The sequence below is a fragment of the Pseudomonas orientalis genome (assembly GCF_002934065.1).
Classification (GTDB): domain Bacteria; phylum Pseudomonadota; class Gammaproteobacteria; order Pseudomonadales; family Pseudomonadaceae; genus Aquipseudomonas; species Aquipseudomonas orientalis_A.
Genome location: NZ_CP018049.1, coordinates 5,511,289 through 5,536,910, shown reverse-complemented (window position 1 = coordinate 5,536,910; position 25,622 = coordinate 5,511,289). Strand labels below are relative to the sequence as shown.

Annotated in this window: 21 protein-coding genes and 1 pseudogene; 10 read left to right on the top strand and 12 right to left on the bottom strand. The window is 61.2% G+C overall.

The features are described 5' to 3' along the window. The first annotated feature begins 10 nt into the window (after nucleotides 1-10). From BOP93_RS25065 to fba, 4 genes are all read left to right on the top strand, one after another. Nucleotides 11-1,174: a phosphoglycerate kinase gene (locus BOP93_RS25065; protein ID WP_104504984.1), complete on the top strand. Its 1,164-nt coding sequence runs from the start codon at nucleotides 11-13 to the stop codon at nucleotides 1,172-1,174. 31 nt (nucleotides 1,175-1,205) lie between these two features. Further along, nucleotides 1,206-1,433, top strand: a complete 228-nt coding sequence (locus tag BOP93_RS25060) for a hypothetical protein (RefSeq protein ID WP_104504983.1) — start codon at nucleotides 1,206-1,208, stop codon at nucleotides 1,431-1,433. A 60-nt stretch (nucleotides 1,434-1,493) separates the two neighbouring features. Continuing rightward, the gene (locus BOP93_RS25055) at nucleotides 1,494-1,829 is read left to right on the top strand and encodes an MliC family protein (protein ID WP_104504982.1); all 336 of its coding nucleotides are present in this window, start codon (nucleotides 1,494-1,496) and stop codon (nucleotides 1,827-1,829) included. A 269-nt stretch (nucleotides 1,830-2,098) separates the two neighbouring features. Further along, nucleotides 2,099-3,163: a class II fructose-bisphosphate aldolase gene (gene fba, locus BOP93_RS25050; RefSeq protein WP_003177554.1), complete on the top strand. Its 1,065-nt coding sequence runs from the start codon at nucleotides 2,099-2,101 to the stop codon at nucleotides 3,161-3,163. A gap of 61 nt (nucleotides 3,164-3,224) precedes the next feature. On the opposite strand, the gene BOP93_RS25045 is transcribed toward fba, so the two are convergent. Then, the gene (locus BOP93_RS25045; RefSeq protein WP_104504981.1) at nucleotides 3,225-3,518 is read right to left on the bottom strand and encodes a fructose-bisphosphate aldolase; all 294 of its coding nucleotides are present in this window, start codon (nucleotides 3,516-3,518) and stop codon (nucleotides 3,225-3,227) included. A 607-nt stretch (nucleotides 3,519-4,125) separates the two neighbouring features. On the opposite strand from BOP93_RS25045, the gene BOP93_RS25040 reads away from it, so the two are divergent. Next, nucleotides 4,126-4,377 (top strand): helix-turn-helix transcriptional regulator, encoded by a 252-nt coding sequence (locus BOP93_RS25040; protein WP_056782961.1) that lies wholly within the window; start codon nucleotides 4,126-4,128, stop codon nucleotides 4,375-4,377. Further along, nucleotides 4,370-5,641, top strand: a complete 1,272-nt coding sequence (locus BOP93_RS25035) for a type II toxin-antitoxin system HipA family toxin (protein ID WP_104504980.1) — start codon at nucleotides 4,370-4,372, stop codon at nucleotides 5,639-5,641. Before BOP93_RS25040 ends, BOP93_RS25035 begins: the two co-directional genes overlap by 8 nt. Before the next feature lie 271 nt (nucleotides 5,642-5,912). Here BOP93_RS25035 and BOP93_RS25030 read toward each other — a convergent pair whose 3' ends face one another. After that, on the bottom strand, nucleotides 5,913-6,578 hold the full coding sequence (locus BOP93_RS25030) for a polysaccharide lyase family 7 protein (protein WP_104504979.1): 666 nt from the start codon (nucleotides 6,576-6,578) through the stop codon (nucleotides 5,913-5,915). Between the two features lie 312 nt (nucleotides 6,579-6,890). On the opposite strand from BOP93_RS25030, the gene BOP93_RS25025 reads away from it, so the two are divergent. From BOP93_RS25025 to BOP93_RS25015, 3 genes are read left to right on the top strand one after another with little or no spacing between them, the layout of a single operon-like run. Then, nucleotides 6,891-8,996, top strand: coding sequence for a putative bifunctional diguanylate cyclase/phosphodiesterase (locus BOP93_RS25025; protein ID WP_104504978.1), 2,106 nt, complete (start codon nucleotides 6,891-6,893; stop codon nucleotides 8,994-8,996). A 42-nt stretch (nucleotides 8,997-9,038) separates the two neighbouring features. Beyond that, the gene (locus BOP93_RS25020; protein ID WP_065885410.1) at nucleotides 9,039-9,554 is read left to right on the top strand and encodes a M48 metallopeptidase family protein; all 516 of its coding nucleotides are present in this window, start codon (nucleotides 9,039-9,041) and stop codon (nucleotides 9,552-9,554) included. 2 nt (nucleotides 9,555-9,556) lie between these two features. Continuing rightward, nucleotides 9,557-9,853: a winged helix-turn-helix domain-containing protein gene (locus BOP93_RS25015; RefSeq protein WP_104504977.1), complete on the top strand. Its 297-nt coding sequence runs from the start codon at nucleotides 9,557-9,559 to the stop codon at nucleotides 9,851-9,853. A 106-nt stretch (nucleotides 9,854-9,959) separates the two neighbouring features. Here the strand turns inward: BOP93_RS25015 and BOP93_RS25010 are convergent, their stop codons facing one another. Further along, nucleotides 9,960-10,412: a GNAT family N-acetyltransferase gene (locus BOP93_RS25010; RefSeq protein WP_104504976.1), complete on the bottom strand. Its 453-nt coding sequence runs from the start codon at nucleotides 10,410-10,412 to the stop codon at nucleotides 9,960-9,962. Between the two features lie 200 nt (nucleotides 10,413-10,612). On the opposite strand from BOP93_RS25010, the gene BOP93_RS25005 reads away from it, so the two are divergent. Further along, complete coding sequence (locus tag BOP93_RS25005; RefSeq protein WP_104504975.1) at nucleotides 10,613-11,350, top strand: substrate-binding periplasmic protein; 738 nt, start codon at nucleotides 10,613-10,615, stop codon at nucleotides 11,348-11,350. A gap of 91 nt (nucleotides 11,351-11,441) precedes the next feature. Here BOP93_RS25005 and yccS read toward each other — a convergent pair. The 9 genes and pseudogenes from yccS to betB all read right to left on the bottom strand — a co-directional run. Next, a pseudogene (gene yccS, locus BOP93_RS25000) lies at nucleotides 11,442-13,644 on the bottom strand (YccS family putative transporter); the annotation flags it as partial. Between the two features lie 234 nt (nucleotides 13,645-13,878). Then, the gene (locus tag BOP93_RS24995; protein WP_104504973.1) at nucleotides 13,879-15,057 is read right to left on the bottom strand and encodes an NAD(P)/FAD-dependent oxidoreductase; all 1,179 of its coding nucleotides are present in this window, start codon (nucleotides 15,055-15,057) and stop codon (nucleotides 13,879-13,881) included. 157 nt (nucleotides 15,058-15,214) lie between these two features. Then, a complete protein-coding gene (gene dbpA / locus BOP93_RS24990; RefSeq protein WP_237140442.1) occupies nucleotides 15,215-16,552 on the bottom strand; it encodes an ATP-dependent RNA helicase DbpA in 1,338 nt (445 codons plus the stop codon). A 130-nt stretch (nucleotides 16,553-16,682) separates the two neighbouring features. Next, nucleotides 16,683-18,110 carry a multidrug transporter subunit MdtD gene (gene mdtD / locus BOP93_RS24985; protein WP_104504971.1) on the bottom strand — a complete coding sequence of 476 codons (1,428 nt, stop codon included), beginning with the start codon at nucleotides 18,108-18,110 and terminating at the stop codon, nucleotides 16,683-16,685. A 35-nt stretch (nucleotides 18,111-18,145) separates the two neighbouring features. Beyond that, nucleotides 18,146-19,036, bottom strand: a complete 891-nt coding sequence (locus BOP93_RS24980) for an alpha/beta fold hydrolase (protein WP_104504970.1) — start codon at nucleotides 19,034-19,036, stop codon at nucleotides 18,146-18,148. 251 nt (nucleotides 19,037-19,287) lie between these two features. Further along, on the bottom strand, nucleotides 19,288-20,604 hold the full coding sequence (locus BOP93_RS24975; protein ID WP_104504969.1) for a TldD/PmbA family protein: 1,317 nt from the start codon (nucleotides 20,602-20,604) through the stop codon (nucleotides 19,288-19,290). Beyond that, the gene (locus BOP93_RS24970) at nucleotides 20,604-22,046 is read right to left on the bottom strand and encodes a TldD/PmbA family protein (protein WP_104504968.1); all 1,443 of its coding nucleotides are present in this window, start codon (nucleotides 22,044-22,046) and stop codon (nucleotides 20,604-20,606) included. Before BOP93_RS24970 ends, BOP93_RS24975 begins: the two co-directional genes overlap by 1 nt. A gap of 215 nt (nucleotides 22,047-22,261) precedes the next feature. After that, nucleotides 22,262-23,956 (bottom strand): choline dehydrogenase, encoded by a 1,695-nt coding sequence (betA, locus tag BOP93_RS24965; protein ID WP_104504967.1) that lies wholly within the window; start codon nucleotides 23,954-23,956, stop codon nucleotides 22,262-22,264. A 160-nt stretch (nucleotides 23,957-24,116) separates the two neighbouring features. Continuing rightward, a complete protein-coding gene (gene betB / locus BOP93_RS24960; protein WP_104504966.1) occupies nucleotides 24,117-25,589 on the bottom strand; it encodes a betaine-aldehyde dehydrogenase in 1,473 nt (490 codons plus the stop codon). Between the last annotated feature and the right edge of the window lie 33 nt (nucleotides 25,590-25,622).

The following is a 25,622-nucleotide window of genomic DNA, read 5'->3' as shown; positions in this document are numbered from 1 at the left end:
ACTGCGACCCATGACCGTGTTGAAGATGACCGACCTCGATCTGCAAGGTAAGCGCGTACTGATTCGCGAAGACCTCAACGTCCCAGTCAAGGACGGTGTTGTCACCAGCGATGCGCGAATCCTGGCCTCGCTGCCGACCATCAAGCTGGCCCTGGAAAAAGGCGCGGCCGTGATGGTCTGCTCCCACCTGGGCCGCCCGACCGAAGGCGAGTTTTCCGCCGAAAACAGCCTCAAGCCGGTCGCCGAGTACCTGAGCAAGGCCCTGGGTCGTGACGTGCCGTTGGTCGCAGATTACCTGGGCGGCGTGGACGTGAAAGCCGGCGACATCGTGCTGTTCGAAAACGTGCGCTTCAACAAAGGCGAGAAAAAGAACAGCGACGAACTGGCCCAGCAATACGCTGCCTTGTGCGACGTGTTCGTAATGGACGCCTTTGGCACCGCCCACCGCGCCGAAGGCTCGACCCACGGCGTGGCCAAGTTCGCCAAGGTCGCTGCGGCCGGCCCGCTGCTGGCGGCTGAGCTGGATGCGTTGGGCAAGGCCCTGGGCGCTCCGGCACAACCGATGGCCGCCATCGTCGCGGGTTCCAAGGTCTCCACCAAGCTGGACGTGCTCAACAGCCTCAGCCAGATCTGCAACCAGTTGATCGTCGGCGGCGGCATTGCCAACACCTTCCTGGCTGCAGCGGGTCACCCGGTGGGCAAGTCCCTGTACGAGCCGGACCTGCTGGACACCGCCCGCGCCATCGCCGCCAAAGTCAGCGTGCCGCTGCCGGTGGACGTGGTGGTCGCCAAGGAATTCGCTGAAAGCGCCGAAGCGACCGTCAAGCTCATCGCCGACGTGGCCGACGACGACATGATCCTGGACATCGGCCCGCAAACCGCGGCCAATTTCGCTGAACTGCTGAAAGCTTCCCAGACCATCCTTTGGAATGGCCCGGTCGGCGTATTCGAGTTCGACCAGTTCGGCAATGGCACCAAAGTGCTGGCCAAAGCTATCGCTGAAAGCTCCGCATTTTCCATCGCCGGCGGCGGTGACACCCTGGCGGCCATCGATAAATATGGCGTTGCTGAGCAGATCTCCTACATTTCCACCGGTGGCGGTGCCTTCCTCGAGTTCGTCGAGGGCAAGGTACTGCCGGCCGTGGAAGTGCTGGAAACCCGGGCCAAGGGTTAAGGCGCGCGTGATCAGGAAAAGGAGCGTTCCCATGATCAAGTCGTTGGCACTGGTGATCGCAGCGGGCCTGTTGGCCGGCTGCGGCAGCACGCCGAGTGCGGCGCCCGAGGCGGACAAAACCTCGGCACCGCTTAAAAAAAGCTGCTACCAGGCTGACTGGCAAGCCGAGACCATGCCGGTGATCAACAAGCGCATCGGCAACGAACGGCTGGAGAAATACGACTCCGCGCCCAACGGTCAGGAACAGGGTTGCCCATAACGGGTCTGATCCACTAACCCACAGCAACGGCGGCCCCCGGTCGCCCTGCGAGGATTGGCAATGAAAGGCGTTTTCGCCCTGGCAGCCCTGGCCTTGTTGGCCGGTTGCAGCAGTATGGACATGTTCGGCAAGGCCTCAGAGCCTGCCGACAAATGGACGACCTGGACCTGCGACAGCAAGGCTGAGGTCAACTGGCGCTTTGCAAATGCGGCCCGTTCCGAAGTGGATGTACGCCTCGGCGGTTCGGATCAGGTTTACCGTCTCAAGCAGGACGTGGCGGCATCGGGCGTGCTGTACAGCGACGGCCGATTGGCGTTTCACACCAAGGGTGAGGAAGGCCTGGTTTATTGGGTTGCCACGGATGATCTGATTGGGCGCGGCTGCAAGGCCAACTGAGATCTGTCATGAGATGAGATCCAAATGTGGGAGGGGGCTTGCCCCCGATTACGATGTGTCAGTCAGCACTTGGGTGTCAGGCTGACCGCTATCGGGAGCAAGCCCCCTCCCACTTGATTCGGGTTCAACTTGGAATTTGCGTCGACTACACCAGCAAAAACGATTCAGCAGCACAAGGCTCAACCCCTTGATCTGCAATAACTTGAATAGCAGCCGCCGCTACGGCAGGCTTGCACGATTAACGACCCTCGACCGGGAGAGACAACACAATGGCACTTATCAGCATGCGTCAAATGCTGGACCACGCAGCCGAATTCGGCTACGGCGTCCCAGCCTTTAACGTCAACAACCTTGAGCAAATGCGCGCCATCATGGAAGCCGCTGACAAGACCGACTCCCCAGTGATCGTCCAGGCTTCGGCCGGTGCGCGCAAATACGCCGGGGCGCCATTCCTGCGCCACCTGATCCTGGCGGCCATCGAAGAATTCCCGCACATCCCGGTGTGCATGCACCAGGACCACGGCACCAGCCCTGATGTGTGCCAGCGCTCCATCCAGCTGGGCTTCAGCTCGGTGATGATGGACGGCTCCCTGGGCGAAGACGGCAAGACCCCAACCGACTACGAGTACAACGTACGCGTGACCCAGCAAACCGTGGCCATGGCTCACGCCTGCGGCGTATCGGTTGAAGGCGAACTGGGCTGCCTGGGTTCCCTGGAAACCGGCATGGCCGGCGAAGAAGACGGCATCGGCGCCGAAGGTGTGCTCGACCACAGCCAGATGCTGACCGACCCGGAAGAAGCCGCCGACTTCGTCAAGAAGACCCAAGTGGACGCCCTGGCCATCGCCATCGGCACCAGCCACGGCGCCTACAAGTTCACCAAGCCACCTACCGGCGACGTGCTGGCCATCGACCGCATCAAGGAAATCCACAAACGCATCCCCAACACCCACCTGGTGATGCACGGCTCTTCCTCGGTACCGCAAGAGTGGCTGGCGATCATCAACCAGTACGGCGGCGACATCAAAGAAACCTACGGCGTGCCGGTTGAAGAAATTGTCGAAGGCATCAAGTACGGCGTGCGCAAGGTCAACATCGACACCGACCTGCGCCTGGCCTCCACTGGTGCAATGCGTCGCCTGATGGCGACCAACCCGAGCGAATTTGACCCGCGTAAGTTTTTCGGCGCCACTGTGACGGCGATGCGTGATGTGTGTATCGCGCGTTATGAAGCATTTGGTACCGCCGGTAATGCTTCGAAGATCAAGCCGATCTCGCTGGAGGCAATGTATCAGCGGTATTTGAAAGGTGAGTTGAACGCTAAGGTGAACTAAGCCTCAAGCGTCTAACAAAGAAGCCCGCAGCGATGCGGGCTTCTTTTTGCCTTGGGTTTGATCAGGCGGCGTGGTGCGTATCGAAACCACGGTGTTCGATCACGCGGAACACATCACTGACATCCTGCACCAGAATGCGCGCCGTATTGGCCACATGGTTCAGGTCGCGCTCGGCGAAGTCCGGCAGGCTGGAGCAGGCCATGAGGTTGAGGTGTTCAAGGGCGGCGTTGAGGCGTTCGCGCAGGCAGGCGTGGAGGTCGAGCAGGGGGGCGTTGCTGTCGATCAACAGCACGGGGTAGTCGGTGGCGGTTTCGGTGCAGGGAGTGAAACGGCGAGGCGGAAGCTGTTGGGTCATGGCAAATATTCCTCATATCTGAAAAGGACTACCGCCATTCGCTGCGAAACGAATTGGGTGGTAGCTGTGTGCGGGTTCGCAGACCGAGGATACGAGGAACCCGGCAGACCCGAAGGTCTCCCACACACAGCCACCATAAAACAGACGACGGGCGCCGAAGCGCTCATCGTTGTATTCATGATGCTTGGTTACACACGTATCGTTAGGGCTGCGAAACCCTGTCGCTGTTCAAGTCCAGCGACGGAGCGAACTATAAGCGGCCATCTGTCTGGCCGCAACGGTACTGTAGGACGAACACCGGCCTCTCAGGCCAAGCAGGACACCTGTGGGAGGGGGCTTGCCCCCGATTGCGGTGTGTCAGCATACACAGTCGGCGGCTGGCCCACCGCTATCGGGGGCAAGCCCCCTCCCACAGTGGATTCAAGCGTCTGGACCTATCGGGAATGACCCTCGCGCTCATCGGACATGGCCTACTCGCATTGAGGCCAATCCATTACTCGTGAGCAGATGCCCGTCGGCAATTGCATCAGACGTATGGTGATTGAAATGTCCGTTATAACGGACATAATCAGATTAATTTCATTAAAAGTTCTGTATAGGTGACATTTTGCTCATCACTACTCCCCCGGCTTTTGGCGAGCGGCTCAGGCAACTGCGCCGGGCGAAGCACTACAGTCAGCAGCAACTCGCGGAAAAAGCGCGGTGCAGCCGTAAGACCATCATCGACCTCGAAGCCGGGGAAAACGTAGCCATGTACACCGCCTTCAGGGTGATCACGGCGTTGGGCATGGCATTGGAAGTGGTTGACCGGCGGATCGATCTCAAATCCCTTGCCGAACTGGTAGAGCACGATGAGTAAAATCAAGCGGCTTAACATTGCCACACCTCAAGGCAATGCGGGTGAACTGTCCAAGGGGTCGCAGTTTTCCTTCGCGTACGGGTCGGCTGAGGCGTCTCGTGAGGTGTCATTGGTCATGCCTTACGACCCGACGCCTACGGTCAGTAATGTTCTGCATCCAATTTTCGATATGAATGTGCCCGAAGGCTTTCTGGCTGATCAGATCAAGCGCCGCATGGCCAAGCATATGCAGGTGGACGAAATGCGCCTGCTGTCGATCATCGGTGGCAATCAGATTGGTCGGCTGAGTTATGAAAACCCCAAAGAGGCTTCCACGCCTGTAAAGGCACAGGTCGGGTTACAGGAGATTCTGTCTGCAGATACCTCCCAGGGTGTATTCGATTTTCTGGTCGACACCTACTTCGAGTCCGGGATTTCAGGGGTGCAGCCGAAAGTATTGGTACCTGATCTGGACAAGTTGACGGGCAGCCGCAAAACCATGCTCAGCTCCGATCTGATTGTAAAGTCCGGTGCTGATGAATATGCCCATTTGGCTCAGAACGAATTCCTTTGTTTGGAAGCAGCTCGTCTCGCCGGCTTGGAAACTCCGCGTTTCTGGCTGTCCGATCGTGGCGACCTGTTTGTCATGGAGCGCTTCGATCTGACGCTGGCTGGCAGGTTGGGGTTTGAGGACATGGCGGTGTTGCTGGGCCTGAACAAAGACCCCCACGACAACTACAAGTATTCCCAAAGTTACGAGACGCTTGCGGCAGTGATCCGGGAGGTGTGTCAGCAGGGTGATGTGCTGCGTGAACTAGAGCGTTTTTTCTCGTCTGTCTGCTTGTCGGTCATGGTGCGCAATGGCGATGCTCACCTGAAAAACTTCGGTGTGCTCTACACCCATCCGGGAGCCCCTGAAACCGTGCAGTTGGCGCCTGTGTTCGATGTCACAACCACCACCGCCTATGAACACTACAATCCAAAATCCGGTCAGGCACTAGTTGATCGCACGTTGGCGATCAAGATGAACAAAACCAAGGCGTACCCTGACCGTCAGCAACTGATTGAGTTTGGTCGCAAGCACTGTGGTGTAGCCGCCCCTGGTTTGATCATCGAGCGCATTGCCGAAGCGATGTCCGAGGCGCTTAGCGCCCATCAGGCGCGAGTTGATGTTGAGCTTTTTTCCACAATGCGCAAGGAGTGGGACGCGGGTCGTGCGATGGCGTTACACGACTCGGTGGCGTCGGGTATGCGACGCAAGCCGGTGGTAAAGCCTTTACATTAAGGCTCATGGAAAACCCGCAAGAATGCGGGTTTTGGCCTTCGGGTCAGGCGGCAGGTATATCAACCCACGCTGTTCAATCACTCGGAATACAAGCAGGACAACTGTGGGAGGGGGCTTGCCCCCGATTGCGGTGTGTCAGCATACACAGTCGGCGGCTGGCCCACCGCTATCGGGTGCAAGCCCCCTCCCACAGTGGATTCAAGCGTCTGGACCTATCGGGAATGACCCTCGCGCTCATCGGACATGGCCTACTCGCATTGAGGCCAATCCGTTACTCGTGATCAATATCCAACTTGGCAAACGTCACCCGTGCGCCTTCCTTGCTGTCCCCACTGTTGTCCTGCACATACACCCCCGCCTTGAAGTACAGCGGCTTGTCGCCCCAGGCCGCGCCGATGCGATCATTCCACTCGCTGTCGGCCGCGTTTACGCTGAGCAATCCGGCCTTGTTGAGGTTGATCACATAGGTAAAGCTTTTCTCCAGGGGCACGTTGGAGGCGACTGTGATGACCCTGCTTTCGGATTCATCCGGGCGCATGCGCACTTTGGCGACGATGTTGCCGGTCTGGGTTTTCTCCTTGAATTGGTACTCCAGCTTGATCAGTGGTTTCTGGCTGTCATAGGCATGGATCTGGCCGATCACGATCTTGCCGCTGGACGGCACCTGGTTGACGGTGAGTGTGGCGCGCAGGAAGTTGTCGGCCTCTGGGTAGGTCCAGTTGCGCAGGCGCCCGTCGGCGTAGGTTTCGCGCAGTTCGCTGCGCGGGTAGATGGCGTTTTCGGTGCGGGTGCCAGTGACGGGCGTCCAGAACTGCACATCGCTGCCTTCGGCCTGGAAGTACTGGTCATTGAAGCCGCTGAGCAGCTTCGGGGTTTCGATGGTCGTGGGCGGGGAGCCGACCGGAATGCTCAGGTTCCAGGTGGAAAGGTCGATCATGGTGTTGGCCTTTTGACGAGGGGTGAACGCTTTAGCCCGAGGGCTGCACAGGTTCTTTATAGGTGGTGTTAACCAAGTTGTTAAACACTGGATGGCAATTTATTGGCGTCAGAGGAATGCCAAAAAGCCATGTTGCCCATGATACGCGGGCTGCAGGGCCTTACCGTTAGTCGGCTTCCCCGGCTTTGATGCGATGATGGCATCGAGGTGACTTCTGCTTTTTTATAACCGGGGCTAGAGTGAGGCCTCATTATTTGTCCGGTTTTAAGTACCCGAAGTGACCGGTGCAGTTCCTTAAGGAAGAGACGTAGCATGGATTGCGCTCCAAACCTCGGCGACGGTCATTCAGTTCTCCTGGTGGTCGATGACTACCCGGAAAATCTCGTCAGCATGCGTGCCGTGTTACAGCGTGAAGACTGGCGAGTGATTACCGCGACTTCCGGTTTGCAGGCCCTGGAATTGCTGCTGGAGCATGACGTCGACCTGGTGTTGCTGGACGTGCGGATGCCCGGTATGGATGGCTTCGAGGTGGCGCGCTTGATGCGCGGCAGCCAGCGCACGAGCATGACGCCAATTATCTTTCTGACGGCCGATGCCCAATCGCCCGACGCGGTGCTCCAAGGCTATGCCAGCGGTGCGATCGACTATCTGTTCAAGCCGTTCGACCCGCATATTCTCAAGCCCAAAGTGCAGACGCTGTTGGAACATCAGCGTAATCGCCGTGCCCTGCAGCGCTTGAGCCATGACCTGGAGGCCGCCCGCGCCTTCAATGCCTCGGTATTGGACAACGCCGCCGAAGGGATTCTGGTGGTGGGCGAGGGCAGTGTGATCCAGTACGCCAACCCGGCTATCTCCAGGCTGCTCAATGCCACGATGGCCGAATTGCAGGGCGAGAGTTTCCTCAGTTTCCTGCAAAAGCCTCATGTACCGGCCTGGTTGGGGTTCCCGATGTACGAGGCCTATTGCAAAGGTCAAACGTGGCGCTTGCACGACGCCATCTTGCGCACCAGTCGCGGTCAACAGGTGCCGGTGGCGTTGTCCTGCGCGCCCTTGCCCGCAGAGCAGAAGGCAATGGTGGTGACGGTGCTGGACATGTCCGAGGTGCGCCACCTGCACCAGCAGCTTGAGTTCCAGGCGGTGACGGACCCGTTGACCGGGCTGCTCAATCGTCGGGGCTTCCACCAGACGGTGGAGACCATGTTGTCGCGCAGCGAGCGCAATGAGCAGTCGCTGGTGTTGCTGTACCTGGACCTGGATGGCTTCAAGCGCGTCAACGACACCCTGGGTCACGACGCCGGCGATCGCGTGCTGCGCTGGGTGTCCGAGCAGATGCAGGCGTGCCTGCGTTCCTACGACATTCTTGGGCGCATGGGCGGGGATGAGTTCACGGCATTGTTGGAGCTGGAATTCCCGGAGCAGGCCGCGAAAATTGCGGAAAAATTGATCGAGCGGGTGTCTGTGTGCCAGCAGGTCGACGGTTTGGAGGTGATGCTCGGCGTCAGCATCGGTATCGCGATCTTTCCGGACTGCGGTTCGGACCTGAGCGGCCTGCTGCGCGCGGCGGACATCGCCATGTACGAAGCCAAGCGCGCCGGCCGTCAGCAATATCGCTATTACGACCATGAAATGAACGGTCGAGCCCGCTCGCGCCTGATGCTTGAAGACAGTGTGCGCACCGCGATTCAAAACAAGGATTTCGTCCTGGTGTACCAGCCCCAGGTGTCGCTGGTGGATGGGCGCTTGCGGGGTGTCGAGGCGTTGCTGCGCTGGCAGCACCCGAGTGTCGGTGACGTGCCGCCGGGGTTGTTCCTGCCGCTGCTGGAAGAGGCGCGGCTGATCAGCCAGTTGAGCAGCTGGATTTACCAGCAGGTCGCTGCCCAGCGCCAGGTCTGGCAAGCGTCTTTCGATGATGAGCTGGTGTTGAGCGTGAGCCTGAGCAGCAGTCAGTTCAATACGCCCAACCTGGTCGGCCAACTGCGGCAGGTCATCGAACGGCACGGTTTGCAGGGGCGGCAACTGGAGGTGGAAATCAGTGAAGACTGCCTGATGAGCAACCTTGAGGAATCGACCAAGCAGCTCACATTGTTGCGTGAGCTGGGGGTGCGTATCGCACTGGATGACTTTGGCGCGGGTCGCTGTTCCCTGGCCCACCTGCGCGACCTGGCGTTCGACACCCTCAAGCTTGACCCGCAATTGGTGGCCCGATTACCAGGCTCCGCGCGGGATGCCGCAATGGCGCGCAGCATCATCGAGCTGTGCGGGCATTTTGAGGTGCTGGTGATCGCCGAAGGCGTGCAAAGCCTCGAACAGGCGCAGTGGCTCAAGGCCAACGGGTGTTCATTCATCCAGGGCACCTGGGCGGCGGCACCGCTGATGGCCGAGGACGTCGTCGGTTGGTCGCACCCTCACGCGCTGTGAATTCGCTACACTGGCGGCCGTCCGAATCACATTGCAGCCCCCATGACCGCGTTGAAATACCTTCAGGCCTATCCCGCCGCCCTTCAGGAACAAGTGCGCCAATTGATCGCCAAGGACCAGTTGGGCGCCTACCTGGAGCAGCGTTACCCCGAGCGCCACGCCGTGCAGAGCGACAAGGCCCTGTACAGCTACGCCCTGGCCTTGAAGCAGGAACACCTGCGCAATGCACCGTCGATCGACAAGGTGCTGTTCGATAACCGCCTGGACCTGACCCACCGCGCCCTGGGTTTGCACACCACGATTTCCCGGGTGCAGGGCGGCAATCTCAAGTCCAAGAAAGAGATCCGCATCGCCTCGCTGTTCAAGGAGGCGGCCCCTGAGTTTCTGCGCATGATCGTGGTGCACGAACTGGCGCACTTCAAGGAGTCGGACCACAACAAGGCGTTCTATAAACTCTGTGAACACATGATGCCGGGCTACCACCAGGTGGAATTCGACCTGCGGGTGTACCTCACCTGGCGCGATTTGCAGGGCAAGCCCCAATTACAAGGCGATTGACCATGGATGTGAGCAAGACCAAGAGCAGCTTTTACCGTCGCCTGTATGTGGCGTACCTGATCGACAGCGGGCTGGCCAGCAGCGTCCCGGCGCTGACTGAAGTGACCGGTATGCCGCGGCGCACCGCGCAGGACACAATTGCCGCACTGGCCGACCTGGATATCGTGTGTCAGTTCGAGCAGGAAGAAGGTGCGCGCAATCATGCCGGGGGTTATCGGATTCGCGAGTGGGGGGCGATTGATCGGGGGTGGATCGAAAGGAATCTGGCGTCGGTCAAGCAGGTGTTGGGTTATCCCTGAGTGATGTGGCGTCTGGGCTGACGCCATCGGGGGCAAGCCCCCTCCCACACTTTTGATTTGTGAACACAGTCAAAATGTGGGAGGGGGCTTGCCCCCGATAAGTCCCTCAAGCCCGCCGCATACCAATATGTGGAATACCGTCCTCGAGGTACTCCTCACCCACCACCCCAAACCCATACCGCCCGTAATACCCCTGCAAATGCGCCTGGGCCGACAAAAATATCGGCGTATCCGGCCAAACCTTTTCAATCTGCTCAAGTGCCTCGATCATCATCAAATGCCCCAGCCCGGTGCCCCGCGCCGACGGCGCCACTATTACCCGGCCGATCACCACATCGCCGCCCTGTGACTCCGGGTCGAGCAGCCGCAGGTAGGCCACCAGTTCATCCGCTTTCCAGGCCATCAGGTGGTGGGTATCGCCGGACAGGTCCTGCCCGTCGATGTCCTGGTAAACACACTGTTGCTCAACCACGAACACTTCGCCGCGCAGGCGCAGGATGGCGTACAGCTGTTCCTTGCCCAGATCGTCGTGATGTCTGCAGATCCAATCGACCGTCATGAGGTGCGCTCTTGTCAAAGGCTTGGCAGGGATAGTAAGTGCGACTGGCGCTGCTGTCCAAAGCCGGTCATTTTTGTGAATGGCGTCAATTTGCCATCATTCAGTGCATGCGTGCCTGACTTCTTTGTGCAATAACCAATGCAGGCTCATTGATGAGCTACTGTTATCAGGCCATCGCCTGCCCGCCAAGGATTTTAAGCATGCCGCGATTGTCTCGTGCCGTTGCTTTGATTGCAGTGTTGTTGCTGGCTCAACCGGTATTGGCGCAGCGTTTGCGCCTGGTGGCGGACGGTTGGCCTCCGTTTACCGATGTCACCCTGGTCAACGGCGGGCTGGCCACGGATATCGTCAGCACCGCGCTGGCTCGGGCCGGGTATGCCAGCGATTTTGAACAGGTGCCCTGGGCGCGTGCGCTCAAGGGTGTAGGCGATGGCCGCTACGACGTGCTGATCAACGCCTGGTACGACGATGCCCGCACGCAGTTGGGCGAGTTTTCCGGGCAATATCTGGTCAACCGTGTGCGCTTTATCAAGCGTCGTGACGACCCTGTCGATTATCAGGATCTGCAGCAGTTGCACGGCGAAAGCATCGCAGTAGTGCGTGGTTATGCCTATTCGGTGGCGTTCGACCAGGACACACAGTTACAGAAAGTGCCGGTGCATAACTTTGCCATGGCTGTGCGGATGCTGGCGGCAAAACGTGTGCGCCTGACCCTGGAAGATGAGTTCGTGGCGCGTTACTACCTGGCACGCGAGTCGCCGAGGGTGCGCAGCGCCGTGGAATTCGTGGGTGAACCGCTGAGCGAGAACAGCCTGCATATCCTGGTCAGTCTGAAGAACCCCGAGCATGCGCAGATCGTTGCCGGCTTTGATCGGGAGATCGCCAGAATGAAGGCGGATGGCAGTTATGCGAAATTGATGAAGGCCCATGGGATGTAGCGCCTGTACGGGCCTCATCGGGGGCAAGCCCCCTCCCACATTTGACTGTATTCACACATCTGAACCTGTGGACACAGTCAGTGTGGGAGGGGGCTTGCCCCCGAAGCGGCCTAAGCCGCGCGCGTATCTTTGATCAGATGCGCCGCCAGCGTACGCAGCGGCCCCAACTGCCGACAGATCAACGCCAACTGCGTCTGCACCAGCCGCTGGCCCTCATCGATCTCATCCGGCATCTGCTCAAGCTGCGCCGCCAACGCTTCCTCGTCATCACTCTGAATCGCAATCGGCTGTTTATTGGCCAGGCCGCTGGCGATCTCGTCAATGCTCGCCGCCAGGCTGTTGCCCGCGCCTTCGATCAACTGCTCACGCACGTCGGCCGGCAGTTGAGTGTCGCGGTGCGCGCCAAGGCCCGACAGATAGCTGAGCAGGGTGTGCGACAGCACCAGGAAGCGAAAGCCTACGTCGGCCTCCTTACGAAAGTGCCCAGGCTCCATCAGCATATTCGCCAGGGTGGTGGACAGCGCTGCATCGGCGTTGTGCGCGTTGCGACGGGCCAGGCGGTAAGCCAGGTCGTCGCTCTTGCCGGCGGCGTACTGCTGCATGATCTGGCGCAGGTAAATGCTGTTGCAGGTCAGGGTGTTGGCCAGAACTTTGTTCAGGCGCCGGCCTTGCCAGTCCGGCAGGAACAGGAACACCGCCAGGCCCGCGATCAGGCTGCCGAGCAAGGTATCGAACAGGCGTGGCAGGAACAGTCCGTAGCCGTCGCCCACCTGGTTGAAACAGAACAGCACCATCAGGGTGATCGCCGCCGTGGCCAGGGTGTAGCGCGTGGTGCGGTTGATAAAGAACACAAGGCCGGCGGCGATGGCGAACATCGACTGCACCACCGGGCTTGGGAACAGGTCGAACAGCGCCCAGGCCACGGTCAGGCCGATCGCGGTGCCGATGATCCGTTGGCCGAGCTTGCGCCGCGTCGCACCGTAGTTCGGTTGGCAGACAAACAGCGTGGTGAGGATGATCCAATAACCTTGGGAGGCGTGAATGGCGTGCAGCGTGGCATAGCCGACGGTCAATGCCAGGGACAGGCGCAAGGCGTGGCGAAACAGCAGCGAGGTCGGCGTGAGCTGGGTGCGCAGGCGCGTCCACATTTCCTTGAGGTTGCGTGGGGCCCGGTCCAGCAGGTTGCTGTCGGTGGCGTCGGCCAGGGCGTCGGGGTTGCTCGCGTCGCCGAGCAGGCGGTCGAGGGTGGACAGGTTGGCGGCCAGGGCGCGCAACGAGCGCAGCAGGCCGCGCCAGGCCGGGTTGCTCTGGATGCGCAGGTGTTCCAAGGAGGCATTCAAATCGCCCAGGGCTTCGGCAAAGCTGTCGTCATAAATGAACGGCTGGCGCAGTTGGATCGACTCGGCCAGGGCCTGGCAGGCCTTGCCTTGCTGGCGCAGCAAGCGTTGGCAGCGAAACAGCACGTCGCTGTGAAAGAAGGCCTCGGCCAGGGCGTTATACGGGTAGTGGGACGAACTGGCGCGCTCGTGGATGTCCTGGGCCAGGAAGTATAGCTTCAGGTAGCGGCTGACCTTCGAGCCCGGCCGCCCGTTGCCGACGCGGTGCAGGATGATTTCCTTCGCCGCATTCAATGCCGCGACCACCCGGCCGTTCTGCTGGGCCAGTTCCAGGCGGCGTGCTTCCACATCCAGTTGGCGGATCGGTTCGAACAATGAAGATTTGAGCTTGAGATAACGTCCCAGCTCGCGGAACAACCGCGCCAGGCTCTGTTGCACCGGCTGGTTGGAAAACAGCGCCTGCCACAGCACCGACAGCACGCCGTACCAGGCCGCGCCCGCCACCAGCAGCAGCGGCTCGTGCCAGAAATCACTGACGGCACCGCCGCGCTGGTCCACGCCGATCATGGTGTAGACAGACAGGATCAACGTGGCCGAGGCAATCGCGCCATAGCGTTCACCGAGCGCGCCGAGCATGGTCAGGCCAAACGTGGCCAGGGCCAGGGAGGCCGCGAAAATCCAGGGGTAGGGAAACAACAGCTCCACCGACAGCGCGGCGATGCTGAAACACACCAGCGTCACCGCCAGGGCGTTGAGACGGCCTTGCCAACTGTCATCGGTCTCGGCCAGGGCGCTGGCGATAATGCCCAGGAACAGCGGGATCAGCAGCGTCATTTCATCCTGATACCAGCACAGCGCCATGCTGCCGGTCAGGGCGATGAATACCCGAATGCTGTAGCTGAATTTATCCAGTGCCCACAGGCGTCGCAGGGACTGCTTGAACGAGGTCGATGACATGAAGTCGGGAGTCTTCCGGGACGATGTCGCTAAATTGAGCTATCAAGGACGCCACGGCAAGGGTGGTGATCACATCCAACAGAAAATTATTCCCACACACCCATTCTCAATGTGGAATGCAGTCAATGTGGGAGGGGGCTTGCCCCCGATAGCAGTGTGTCAGCCAGCTCATCAGGTGACTGACACACCGCCATCGGGGGCAAGCCCCCTCCCACATTTGACCGAGTACATCCTTCAGACGTATTGCGCGGCTGCGTAGCCCGACGCCCAGGCCCACTGGAAATTGAACCCGCCCAGGTGACCGGTCACATCCAGCACTTCACCGATAAAGTACAACCCCGGGCTTTTCAGCGATTCCATGGTCTTGGACGACACTTCCCGCGTATCCACCCCGCCCAGCGTTACCTCGGCAGTGCGATAGCCCTCGGTGCCCGCCGGTACCAGTTGCCAGTTGCCGAGCTTCTCGGCGATCTCGGCGATTTCGGCATGGGTGTACTGCTTCATCGGCTTGGACGCGAACCAGGTGTCCGCCAGCAGGTTGGCCATCTTCTTGGTGAAAATCTCGCCCAGCAGTGTCTTCAACTCGCTGTTGGGACGCTCGGCCTGTTGCTGTTGCAGCCACGTGTGGGCGTCGTGGTCGGGCAGCAGGTTGATCGCCACGGTGTCGCCGGTTTCCCAGTAGGAGGAAATCTGCAGGATCGCCGGCCCGCTCAAGCCGCGATGGGTAAACAGGATGTTCTCGCGAAAGCTCTGGCCGTTGCAGCTGACCAGGCAATCCACCGAGGTGCCGGACAGTTCGCCGCACAGCTCCTTGAGCTGATCGGTGATGGTGAACGGCACCAGACCCGCACGGGTCGGCAGCAGTTCATGGCCGAATTGTTTGGCCACTTGATAGCCAAAACCGGTGGCGCCGAGGGTTGGAATCGACAAACCGCCGGTGGCGATCACCAGGGATTCGCACTGCAACTCACCCAGGGTGGTCTGCAACTGGTAACCGCTGTCGAGCCTGGCGATTTCTTGGATGGAGGTGTCCAGGTGCAGGCTCACGCCGGTCTGGATGCATTCATCGAGCAGCATGCCGAGGATGTCGCTGGACTTGTTGTCGCAGAACAGTTGGCCGAGTTTCTTTTCGTGGTACGGCACGCCGTGCTTGGCCACCAAGCCGATGAAATCCCACTGGGTGTAGCGCGCCAGGGCCGACTTGCAGAAGTGCGCGTTGTGCGAGAGGAAGTTGGCCGGCTCTGTGTACAGATTGGTGAAGTTGCAGCGGCCACCACCGGACATCAGGATCTTTTTGCCGGCCTTGTTCGCATGGTCGATCAGCATCACCTGGCGCCCGCGCCCGGCGGCGGTCAGTGCGCACATCAAGCCTGCGGCGCCGGCGCCAATGATCACAACTTCGGTCGAGCGCAAAACGGTGTCCTCATACAATTTTGAATTTGACTACAGACCAATGTGGGAGGGGGCTTGCCCCCGATTGCAGGGTGTCAGTCAGTACATCTGCCACTGACACACCGCCATCGGGGGCAAGCCCCCTCCCACATTTGGATCTCTGTATAGCTTGAGATTTTTACAGGATCCGCACGCGCAACGAACGGCCTTTGATCTTGCCGTCGTTCAAGCGCTGCAGCGCCTGCTTGGCGATGCCGCGTTCCACGGCCACGAAGGCCTGGAAGTCAAAGATCGCGATCTTGCCGACTTGGGCACCCGGGATGCCGGCGTCACCCGTCAGGGCGCCGAGGATGTCGCCTGGGCGCACCTTGTCCTTGCGCCCTGCGGCGATGCACAGCGTGCTCATCACCGGCAGCAGCGGGCCACCGCTCTGCGGCTTGAGGTTGTCCAGTTGATCCCAGTTCAGCGGCGACTTCTGCAGTTGCTCGATGGCCTGGGCGCGGTGCGCTTCGGACGGTGCTACCAGGCTGATGGCGAGGCCGGTCTCACCCGCGCGGCCGGTACGGCCAACACGGTGAATGTGGATTTCCGAGTCGCGGGCCAGTTCGACGTTGATCACCATGTCCAGCGAGTCGATGTCCAGGCCACGGGCGGCCACGTCGGTGGCCACCAGCACCGAGGTGCTGCGGTTGGCGAACATCGCCAGGACCTGGTCACGGTCGCGCTGTTCCAGGTCGCCGTGCAGGCCGACGGCGGAAATGCCCTTGGATGTCAGGTGATCCACGGTTTCCTGCACCTGCTGCTTGGTAAAGCAGAACGCCACGCACGACGCCGGGCGGAAATGCGCCAGCACCTTGGTCACGGCGTCCATGCGTTCTTCCGGCGAGATCTCGTAGAACCGCTGTTCGATCTGATCGTCGGAGTGAAACGCTTCGGCCTTCACTTGCTGCGGCGCGCGCATGAACTTGGACGCCAGCTGCTTGATACTCACCGGGTAAGTGGCCGAGAACAGCAGGGTCTGGCGGCGTGGCGGGGTCTTGCTGATGATGTCTTCGATGGCGTCGTAGAAACCCATGTCGAGCATGCGGTCGGCTTCGTCGAGGATCAGCGTGTTCAAGCCGTCGAGTACCAGCGAACCCTTGCGCAGGTGCTGCTGGATACGGCCCGGGGTGCCGACGATCACGTGGGCACCGTGCTCAAGGGAGGCGATCTGCGGGCCGAGGGACACGCCGCCGCACAGGGTCAGCACCTTGATGTTGTCTTCGGCGCGGGCCAGGCGACGGATTTCCTTGGCGACCTGGTCGGCCAGTTCGCGGGTCGGGCACATCACCAGGGCCTGGCACCCGAAATAGCGCGGGTTGATCGGGTTCAGCAGGCCGATACCAAAGGCGGCGGTCTTGCCGCTGCCGGTCTTGGCCTGGGCAATCAGGTCCAGCCCCTTGAGGATCACCGGCAAGCTCTGCGCCTGGATCTGCGTCATTTCGACATAACCCAGCGAGTCGAGGTTAGCCAGCATGGCGGCGGACAGGGGCAAAGTATTAAAAGCGGTGGCGATGGTGGTCACGGGACTGGCTCTGCAAAACAAAATGTCGCGCAGTGTACCAGTCTCGTGGGAATTTCCCCGCAAGTTCTAGACGAGACGCCGGTCAGTGCTCGATATCATGCTCGCGGCTGACCACACGTTTGCCGTCTTTTGGCGACAATTGCAGGAAGATCGCCGCCGCCAGCATGGCCATGATGCCCACGGTGAGGAACGTCAGCTGGAACGCGCCGAGCACCGTGTTCACCCCATCGTTGCCGGCTTCGGCTGTGAACCCACCCAGCAGTGCACCGGCGCAGGCCACGCCCAGGCTCAGGGACAGTTGCGCCACCACCGAGAGCAAACTGTTGCCGCTGCTGGCCTGGGCGTCGTCGAGGTCGATCAGGGTCACGGTGTTCATCGCCGTGAATTGCAGCGAGTTGATGGCGCCGAGCACCGCCAGCATCGCCAGCAGCAGCGGGTAAGGGGTTTGCTCGCTGACCAGGCCCATGCTCGCCAGCATGGCGCCCAGGGCCAGCGTGTTGCCGGTGAGCACCACGCGATAACCCAGGCGCTCGATCAAAGGCCGGGCGATGGACTTGGCGAACATCGCCGCCGCCGCCAGCGGCAGCATGCTCATGCCGGCCTGTGACGGCGAATAACCCAGCGCCACCTGCAACAGCAGCGGCACCAGAAAGGGCAGGGCGCCGCTGCCCAGGCGCGCGAACAGGTTGCCGAGAATACCCACGGCAAAGGTACGGGTCTTGAACAGCACCGGCGAGAACAGGGCGTTGTCGATATGCCCGGCGCGCAGCCAATACGCCGCCAGGCACGCCAGCCCGCCGAACAGCAGCAACATCACCCGCAGGTGCGGCAGGTGCAGTTCGCCCAGGCCCTCCATGGCAATGGTGATCAGCACCATGGCCGCGCCGAACAGCAGGAAGCCGAGACCATCGAAACGGGTGCGCTCGCTGCCGCGCAGGTCGGGGATGAACTTCCACACGGCGTAGCAGCCGATCATGCCCACCGGCAGGTTGATCAGGAAGATCCAGTGCCAGGTCAGGTATTGCACCATCCAGCCGCCCAGGGTCGGGCCGAGCAACGGGCCGAGCAGGCCGGGGATGGTAATGAAGCCCATGATCCGCACCAGCTCGGAACGGGGGTAGGCGCGCAGCACCACCAGGCGCCCGACCGGCAGCATCAGCGCCCCGCCCAGGCCTTGGACTACCCGCGCACCCACCAGCATGCTCAAACTGCTGGACAAGGCGCACAACAATGATCCGATGCTGAACAGCAGGATGGCGCCAAAGAAGATTTTCTTGGTGCCGAAGCGGTCGGCGATCCAGCCCGACGCGGGGATCAGCAAAGCGACGGTGAGCATGTAGGCAATGACCACGCCCTGCATGCGCAGCGGGTTTTCCGCCAGGTCCCGGGCCATGGCCGGCAGCGCCGTGTTGAGGATCGTCCCGTCCAGCGACTGCATGAAGAAGGCAATCGCGACCACCCAGGGCAGCCAGCGGGCGGTCTTGGCGTCGAGAGGGGCACGATTCGGCATGGGGACCCTTTTGTTAGCAGGCTATGTGTCGGCGATTATGCGCCATTCGTCGCTGTTTTTCCCACTAGCGGTTCGTCTATAGCCGACAACGCGGCGTGCTCGCCCACCAGAAAATCCAGCAAGGCACGATGCACCGCCAGCGCCGCCTCGCGTGATTCCAGGTCGAGCAAATGGCCGGTGTGTTCGGCCACGGCGAAACTGCTGTGCCTCACGTAATCGCCGAACAACCGGGCTTCGGCGGCCGGGGTGTATTCGTCCAGCGTACCGTTGAGGAAGTGCACCGGCGTTGCAATTTGCCGGAGCGCCGGCAAGTAGTTGCCATCGCCCAGCGCCAGGACCTGATGGATATGGAACCGCGCCTGGCGATACTCGGTGGTGGCCATGTTCGACAGGTGGCGGTGGTTGTTGCGCTTGAGGCGCGGCGACAGGTATTTGCCGACCGTCTCGTTGAGCAGATGGCCGACGGCGGATTTGTCATCGGCCTCGATCAATACCCGCACGCGCTCTACATACTCCAGCATCGCCTGGTTGAGGTTGGGCGCCAGGGCCATCACCACCGAGCTTTCGATGGACGGCGGATTATGGGCCAGCGTCAGCAATGTGGAGATGCCGCCCCACGAGGCCGAGACCAGATGGTTGACGGCAAAGCGCTCCACCAGCGCGCGCAGCATCTGTACTTCGTCGTCCTTGGTCACCAGGTCCAGGTCGGTGTTGTAGTCACGCGAATAGCCGGAAAAAGGCAGGTCGAACAGCAGCACATTGAAATGCTCGGCCAGGCATTTGCTGGTGCGGGCAAAGGAGCGTGTGGTGGACAGTGCACCGTTGACCATCAACACGGTTTTCCTGTGCGGATCGTTGCCCAGTTGCTCTACGTGGACGTTGTAGTGCTTGTACAGCTTCTCTATGACAAAACTTCCCTGGGTCATTGCAGCACTCACTGTGGTGTGGCGGTATGCCATTAACTCTTATAACGAGGTTTTTTGCGGGCGACAACAGGGCTCCCCGGGAAGAGCACGAAGAAGGGAATTGGCGGTAGGAAGGGTTGAAACCGAGCTGTCTGAAACCAACTCAGGACAATGTGGGAGGGGGCTTGCTCCCGATAGCAGTGTGTCAGTCAGTACATCTGTCACTGATACACCGTCATCGGGAGCAAGCCCCCTCCCACAGGGTTTTGTATTTACAACGTCAGGGTCAGGCGTTTGACCAGGGCGCCTGGCAGCAAATTGGACGCGGTGTTGCGCTGGCCGTACGTACTGGCTGACAACAGCAGTTCTCGCTCGGCCGTCAACGCCTCCAGCTGTGAGCCCAGCAGGCTGTACACACTGTCATCAAAGCGCATGGTGCTGACCGGTGCCTTGATCTCGCCGTCTTCCACCCAGAACGTGGCGAAGCGGGTCATGCCGGTCAGGCGCGCCGCCGGCAGGTCGGAGTAGTTCAGGTACCACAGGTTGCTGATGTACAACCCGGTGCCCAATTGCTTGAGGATATCGGCCTGGGCCAGGTCGCCGGCGGCCATCTGCAGGGCGCTGGGGGACTCGTCGCTGCCGGCGCCGTTGGCATTGAGGCCATATTCGGCGGCGCTGCGCGAGTTGACCAGTTGGCCGTCGGCGCGGCCCGCATTGATCAACCTGACATCGCTGCGCGGGTAGCCTTCGCTGGAAAAGGCCTGGCTCAGTGAACCGCTGATCTGCTCGGTCACCGTCACCAGCGGGCTCAGCTGTTGTTCGCCGGCATACAGGCGTTGCAACGAGCTGCCTTTACTGGCGATGGCCTGCGCGGAAAAACCGCCCCAGGTGATGATGCTGATGAGCTCTTCGAGTGCCGCCGGCGCGAGGTAGGCGCGGTACTGTCCGGGCGCAAGCGGGTGCAGTGGCCGGCCCAAAAATTGGAGCTGATCGCGGGCCTGCTGGACGCGTCGGGCGAACTCGGCGCTGTCCCAGCTGTGCCCGGCATAGCTGGCCTTGACCGCTTCGCCATTGGCGTGGAACAGGCTGAAGTCGAAGTTGAAGCTATTGGCCTGGTGCCAGCCGAACGCCCCGTCGGAGCTGGCAAAGCCACGGCTGATGGGGCCGGCGGCATAGAAACCGACCAGGTCCACGCCTTCGGCGGCCTGGCTGATGTCTTGCAGCACCTGGGTCAGCTCCGGCAGGGGCCGCAGTTGTTCATTGTGGCTTTCCCAGGCGTTGTGATTCAGCAACAGGTACGGGTCCGGCGGCAGCAACGGCAAGGTTTCACGCAGCTGTTGCAAGCCATCGGCCAGACGCTGGCGATCCAGATCCGGCTCGCCGGACAGGGTAATGCCCAGGTCGGCGTGGCGGCCCTCGTTGATCAGCTTGAGGTTCAGGCTGGCCTGTTGCACCTGGCCGGCCTGGCGCACCTGTGCGTGGTTGAAACGCACGAATTCTGACGCTTCATCCGCATAGCCGAGGTGAAATTGCTCCTTGTCGGTGATGGCCTGCTTGAGCCAGTCCACCAGTGCCTTGAAATTATTCATCAGGCGTCCCCCCCGAATACATCGACGTTACTGAACACACAGGCCGGTGAGGCGTGGCCCACGCGGATCACCTGGTTGGGTTCGCCTTTGCCGCAGTTGGGCGTGCCTAATACCTTGAAGGTGCTGGCATCGCCGACCGCGCTGAGTTTGCGCCAGAACTGCGCGGAAATGGCGCGATAGTTGGGGTTCTTCACCACACCCTTGAGTTCGCCGTTTTCGATCAACCGGCCCCACTCACACCCGAACTGGAACTTGTTGCGCGCATCGTCGATGGACCACGAGCGGTTGGTCGACATCAAGATGCCGTGTTCAATACCGCCCACCAGTTGCGCGAGGTTTTTATCGCCGGGCTCGATATTCAGGTTGGCCATGCGATCGATGGGTGGGCGGTTCCAGCCGCTGGCACGGCTGTTGGCGACGCCTGGCAGGTTGGCGCGAAATTGCGACAACGCGCCGCCCAACGGTTTGAGCAGCAGCCCTTCACGGATCAGGAATTGCTTGCTGGCGCGGGTGCCGTCATCGTCATGGCTGTAGCTGGCGAGCTGTTCGGGGATGTCCGGGTCGAACGTCACGTTGAGCAGTTTGGAGCCATATTGCAGGTGGCCGAAATCGCTGGCCTTCACAAAACTGGTGCCGGCGTAGTTGCGCTCGTCGCCGAGGATGCGGTCCAGCTCCAGCGGGTGGCCGATGGACTCGTGGATCTGCAGGATCATCTGGTCGGGCATCAGCAGCAGGTCACGCGGACCCTGGGGCGTGTTCGGTGCCAGCAGCAATTGCAACGCTTCGTCGGCCACGCGCGGCGCGGCGCCGGTCAGGCCGAAGCGGCTGATCACGTCAAACCCGCCTTGCTGGCCGAAGTTGCTGCCGCCGAGGGTGCGGGTCTGGCTGTCGTTACCGTCGAAGGCCGTGACATTGACGCCGGGGAACACAAAGCGCTGGGCCTGGCGCAATTGGGCGCCGGCGGTGTTGAGGTAGATCTGTTCGACGGTGGTCTGGCCCAGACTCACATCCCAGCTGACCAGGCGCTCATCCCTGGGCACGGCAGCCGACTCATCGCCGAGCAGTTGGTAGCAGTCGCTCAGGGTGGGGAAGGGCTGGTCGAAGTCGGGCGACAGGTAGTCGGCAACGTCACTGGACACCGCTTGCTCGCGCAGGTCGAGCAGGGCGTGGGGCAGGATCTGCCGGGCTTGCTGCTCGGCGCGCTCGAGGGCGGCTTGCAGGCCGGCCAGGGAAATATCGTTGGTCGCGGCGTAGGCTTCCACGCCGTTGAGGCGCACGGTGAGCATGGCGCCTTCGTCGTGGCTCAGGTGCGGCGGTTCGGCGACGTTCTTGCGTACCGACAGGTACCGGCCGGATTCGCGGACATACCGCAGGGAGAAGAATTGGGCGGTGGTGCGCAGGGCACTGAAGTGTTTCTTGAGCGTGGCGTGGTGTTCGAACATGGGGCCTTCCTTGTGGGCGGCTCAGCGCGGGCAGGCCAACAGAGTAGGCCGGGGCTGGGAGCTGATCAAGGAAAGTGTAGGCGGGAGGTTTTGCAGTGTCTGGCAGGGCCTCATCGGGGGCAAGCCCCCTCCCACACTTGACCGCGTACTTCCTTTGGAACACGGTCGAATGTGGGAGGGGGCTTGCCCCCGATGGGAGCGCCGCCGTGTTTCAGTTACTGCGCAATTTCACGCATCGGCTTGCCACGCACCGGCGCATCGCCGGCCACGTAGTAGTCGGCGGTGCTGCGCGGCAGTGGCTGGCGGCCACGGATCTTGTCGGCGATTTTTTCGGCGATCATGATCGTCGGCGCGTTCAGGTTACCGGTGGTGATGATCGGCATGATCGACGCATCCACCACACGCAAACCCTGCATGCCGTGCACGCGGCCTTCGCCGTCGACCACCGCCATCTCGTCGGTGCCCATCTTGCACGAGCAGGACGGGTGGAACGCGGTCTCGGCGTGCTCGCGGATGAACTTGTCCAGCTGCTCATCGGTTTGCACGTCGATACCTGGGCTGATTTCGCGGCCACGGTAAGGGTCGAGCGCCGGCTGCTGCATGATTTCGCGGGTCAGGCGGATGCCGTCACGAAATTCCTGCCAGTCCTGTTCGGTGGCCATGTAGTTGAAGAGGATGCTCGGGTAGTCCCGTGGGTTCTTCGACTTCAGGTGCACGCGGCCACGGCTTGGCGAACGCATGGAACCCATGTGCGCCTGGAAGCCATGCTCTTTCACACCGTTGCTGCCGTTGTAGTTAATGGCGACCGGCAGGAAGTGGTACTGGATGTTCGGCCATTCGAATTCCGGGCGCGAACGGATAAAACCGCCGGCCTCGAACTGGTTGCTGGCGCCGATACCGGTGCCGTTGAACAGCCATTCGGCACCGATGGCCGGCTGGTTGTACCAGAGCAGCGAGGGGTACAGCGACACCGGCTGGGTGCAGGCGTACTGCAGGTACAGCTCAAGGTGATCCTGCAGGTTTTCGCCGACGCCTGGCAGGTCATGGACCACCGGGATGTCGAGGCTTTCCAGCAGCCTGGCCGGGCCGACGCCGGAGCGTTGCAGCAGTTGCGGCGAGGCGATTGCACCGCTGCACACCAGGACTTCCTTGCGTGCACGAGCTTCAACGCGCTCTTCGGCGGCGCCGATCAGGTAACGCACGCCGACCGCACGCTTGCCTTCGAACAACACTTTGTCGGTGAGGGCGTGGGTGACGATGGTCAGGGTCGAACGCTTTTTAGCCGTGTCCAGGTAACCGCGTGCGGTGCTGGCGCGACGGCCATTGGGCGTGACGGTACGGTCCATCGGGCCGAAGCCTTCCTGCTGGTAGCCGTTCAAGTCTTCGGTACGCGGGTAACCGGCCTGTACGCCGGCTTCGACCATGGCGTGGAACAGCGGATTATTGCCTGCTTTGGGCGTGGTCACGCTGACCGGGCCTTCGCCGCCGTGGTAGTCGTTGGGGCCGATGTCGCGGGTTTCGGCCTTGCGGAAATACGGCAGGCAGTCCAGGTAGGTCCAGTCTTCCAGGCCCGGCAGCTTCGACCAGTTGTCGTAGTCCATGGCGTTGCCGCGGATGTAGCACATGCCGTTGATCAGCGATGAACCGCCCAGGCCCTTGCCACGCCCGCACTCCATGCGGCGGCCGTCCATATGCGGCTCTGGATCGGTTTCGTAGGCCCAGTTATAGCGGCGGCCTTGCAGCGGGAAGGCCAGGGCGGCCGGCATCTGGGTACGGAAGTCGAGACGGTAGTCCGGGCCACCGGCTTCCAGCAACAGGACGGTGACGCCTTCGTCTTCGGTCAGGCGAGTCGCCAGGGTGTTACCGGCGGAGCCGGCACCCACAATGATGTAGTCGTATTCTTGGGACATTGGATGCACCCTCTTTGAAGTGTGGTCAGGTCGGGCCTCATCGGGGGCAAGCCCCCTCCCACACTGACTGTGTTCACAAGTTCAGATGTGTAAACACAGTCAAATGTGGGAGGGGGCTTGCCCCCGATGGCGGCCTCAAAGGCAATACAAGACTCGGGTCTTAAAACACCGAGGCGTAATCACCCAACTCAACCTGTACCGATTTGATGCGCGTGAAGTTGTTCAGCGAGCTGATCCCGTTCTCACGACCCACACCCGATTGCTTGTAGCCACCCACCGGCATCTTCGCGTCGGACTCGCCCCAGGCGTTGATCCAGCAGATACCCGCTTCCAGTTGATGAATCACGCGGTGAGCGCGGTTCAGGTCCTTGGTGACCAGGCCGGCTGCCAGGCCGAAGTCGGTGTCGTTGGCGCGACGGATCACTTCTTCTTCGGTTTCATAGGTGAGGATGCTCATCACCGGGCCAAAGATTTCTTCACGCACGATGGTCATGTCGTCGGTGCAGTCCGTGAACACGGTCGGGGCCACGAACGCGCCTTTGGCCAGGTCGCCGTCGGTCAGACGATCGCCGCCGCACAGCAGGCGTGCGCCTTGCTCTTTGCCCTTGGCGATGTAGCCCAGCACGCTTTCCATGTGGGCGAAGCTGACCAGCGGGCCGAAGTTGGTGTTGTCGTCTTGCGGGTCGCCCACACGGATGCGCGCAACACGTTCAAGAATCCTGGCTTCGAACGCTGCTTGCAGATGCTTGGGCACGAACACGCGGGTGCCGTTCGTGCAGACCTGGCCGGAGCTGTAGAAGTTGGCCATCATCGCGATGTCGGCGGCGCGATCCAGGTCGGCGTCTTCGAACACGATCAGCGGCGACTTGCCGCCCAGTTCCATGGTCACTTCCTTGAGCGACGAGCTCGAAGCGCTGGCCATGACTTTCTTGCCGGTATCGGTGCCGCCGGTGAACGAGACTTTCTCGATGCGCGGGTGCTCGGTCAGCCAGGTGCCGACTTCACGGCCGCTGCCGGTCAGGACGTTGAACACACCGGCCGGAACGCCGGCTTCGGTGTAGATCTCGGCCAGTTTCAGGGTGGTCAGCGAGGTGACTTCGCTGGGCTTGAAGATCATCGCGTTACCGGCGGCCAGGGCCGGTGCGGATTTCCACAGGGCGATCTGGATCGGGTAGTTCCATGCGCCGATACCGGCGACCACGCCCAGCGGCTCGCGACGGGTGTAGACGAAGGAGGTGTCGCGCAGCGGAATCTGCTCGCCTTCGATGGCCGGCACCAGGCCCGCGTAGTATTCCAGCACGTCGGCGCCGGTGACGACGTCGACGTATTTGGTTTCGGAGAACGCCTTGCCGGTGTCCAGGGTTTCCAGGGCGGCCAGCTCATCGTTGCGCTCGCGCAGGATGTCGACGGCGCGGCGCAGGATGCGCGAACGCTCCATGGCGGTCATCGCAGCCCAGATTTTCTGGCCTTTTTCGGCGCTGACCACGGCACGTTCAACGTCATCTTTCGTTGCGCGTTGCACTTGGGCGAGAACTTCACCGTTAGCCGGGTTGATGGCTTCGAAGGTGGCATCGCTGCCAGCGTCGCTGTAGCCGCCGTCAATGTAGAGTTTTTGCAGTTCGAAACGGGCCATAAAGTCCTCGCAAGTGCATAAGTGGTTGGCGCG

What these genes read in the sequence shown, in the direction of transcription:
- BOP93_RS25060 (WP_104504983.1), top strand. Translation starts at nt 1,206, where the DNA reads ATGATCAAGTCGTTGGCACTGGTGATCGCAGCGGGCCTGTTGGCCGGC.
- BOP93_RS25010 (WP_104504976.1), bottom strand. Translation starts at nt 10,412, where the DNA reads ATGACGGTCGATTGGATCTGCAGACATCACGACGATCTGGGCAAGGAA.
- BOP93_RS24970 (WP_104504968.1), bottom strand. Translation starts at nt 22,046, where the DNA reads ATGTTCGAACACCACGCCACGCTCAAGAAACACTTCAGTGCCCTGCGC.
- dbpA (WP_237140442.1), bottom strand. Translation starts at nt 16,552, where the DNA reads ATGCTGGCTAACCTCGACTCGCTGGGTTATGTCGAAATGACGCAGATC.
- BOP93_RS25005 (WP_104504975.1), top strand. Translation starts at nt 10,613, where the DNA reads ATGCCGCGATTGTCTCGTGCCGTTGCTTTGATTGCAGTGTTGTTGCTG.
- BOP93_RS25055 (WP_104504982.1), top strand. Translation starts at nt 1,494, where the DNA reads ATGAAAGGCGTTTTCGCCCTGGCAGCCCTGGCCTTGTTGGCCGGTTGC.
- BOP93_RS25030 (WP_104504979.1), bottom strand. Translation starts at nt 6,578, where the DNA reads ATGATCGACCTTTCCACCTGGAACCTGAGCATTCCGGTCGGCTCCCCG.
- betA (WP_104504967.1), bottom strand. Translation starts at nt 23,956, where the DNA reads ATGTCCCAAGAATACGACTACATCATTGTGGGTGCCGGCTCCGCCGGT.
- BOP93_RS24975 (WP_104504969.1), bottom strand. Translation starts at nt 20,604, where the DNA reads ATGAATAATTTCAAGGCACTGGTGGACTGGCTCAAGCAGGCCATCACC.
- BOP93_RS25045 (WP_104504981.1), bottom strand. Translation starts at nt 3,518, where the DNA reads ATGACCCAACAGCTTCCGCCTCGCCGTTTCACTCCCTGCACCGAAACC.
- BOP93_RS25015 (WP_104504977.1), top strand. Translation starts at nt 9,557, where the DNA reads ATGGATGTGAGCAAGACCAAGAGCAGCTTTTACCGTCGCCTGTATGTG.
- mdtD (WP_104504971.1), bottom strand. Translation starts at nt 18,110, where the DNA reads ATGCCGAATCGTGCCCCTCTCGACGCCAAGACCGCCCGCTGGCTGCCC.
- BOP93_RS25020 (WP_065885410.1), top strand. Translation starts at nt 9,039, where the DNA reads ATGACCGCGTTGAAATACCTTCAGGCCTATCCCGCCGCCCTTCAGGAA.
- BOP93_RS25025 (WP_104504978.1), top strand. Translation starts at nt 6,891, where the DNA reads ATGGATTGCGCTCCAAACCTCGGCGACGGTCATTCAGTTCTCCTGGTG.
- BOP93_RS25065 (WP_104504984.1), top strand. Translation starts at nt 11, where the DNA reads ATGACCGTGTTGAAGATGACCGACCTCGATCTGCAAGGTAAGCGCGTA.
- fba (WP_003177554.1), top strand. Translation starts at nt 2,099, where the DNA reads ATGGCACTTATCAGCATGCGTCAAATGCTGGACCACGCAGCCGAATTC.
- betB (WP_104504966.1), bottom strand. Translation starts at nt 25,589, where the DNA reads ATGGCCCGTTTCGAACTGCAAAAACTCTACATTGACGGCGGCTACAGC.
- BOP93_RS24980 (WP_104504970.1), bottom strand. Translation starts at nt 19,036, where the DNA reads ATGACCCAGGGAAGTTTTGTCATAGAGAAGCTGTACAAGCACTACAAC.
- BOP93_RS25035 (WP_104504980.1), top strand. Translation starts at nt 4,370, where the DNA reads ATGAGTAAAATCAAGCGGCTTAACATTGCCACACCTCAAGGCAATGCG.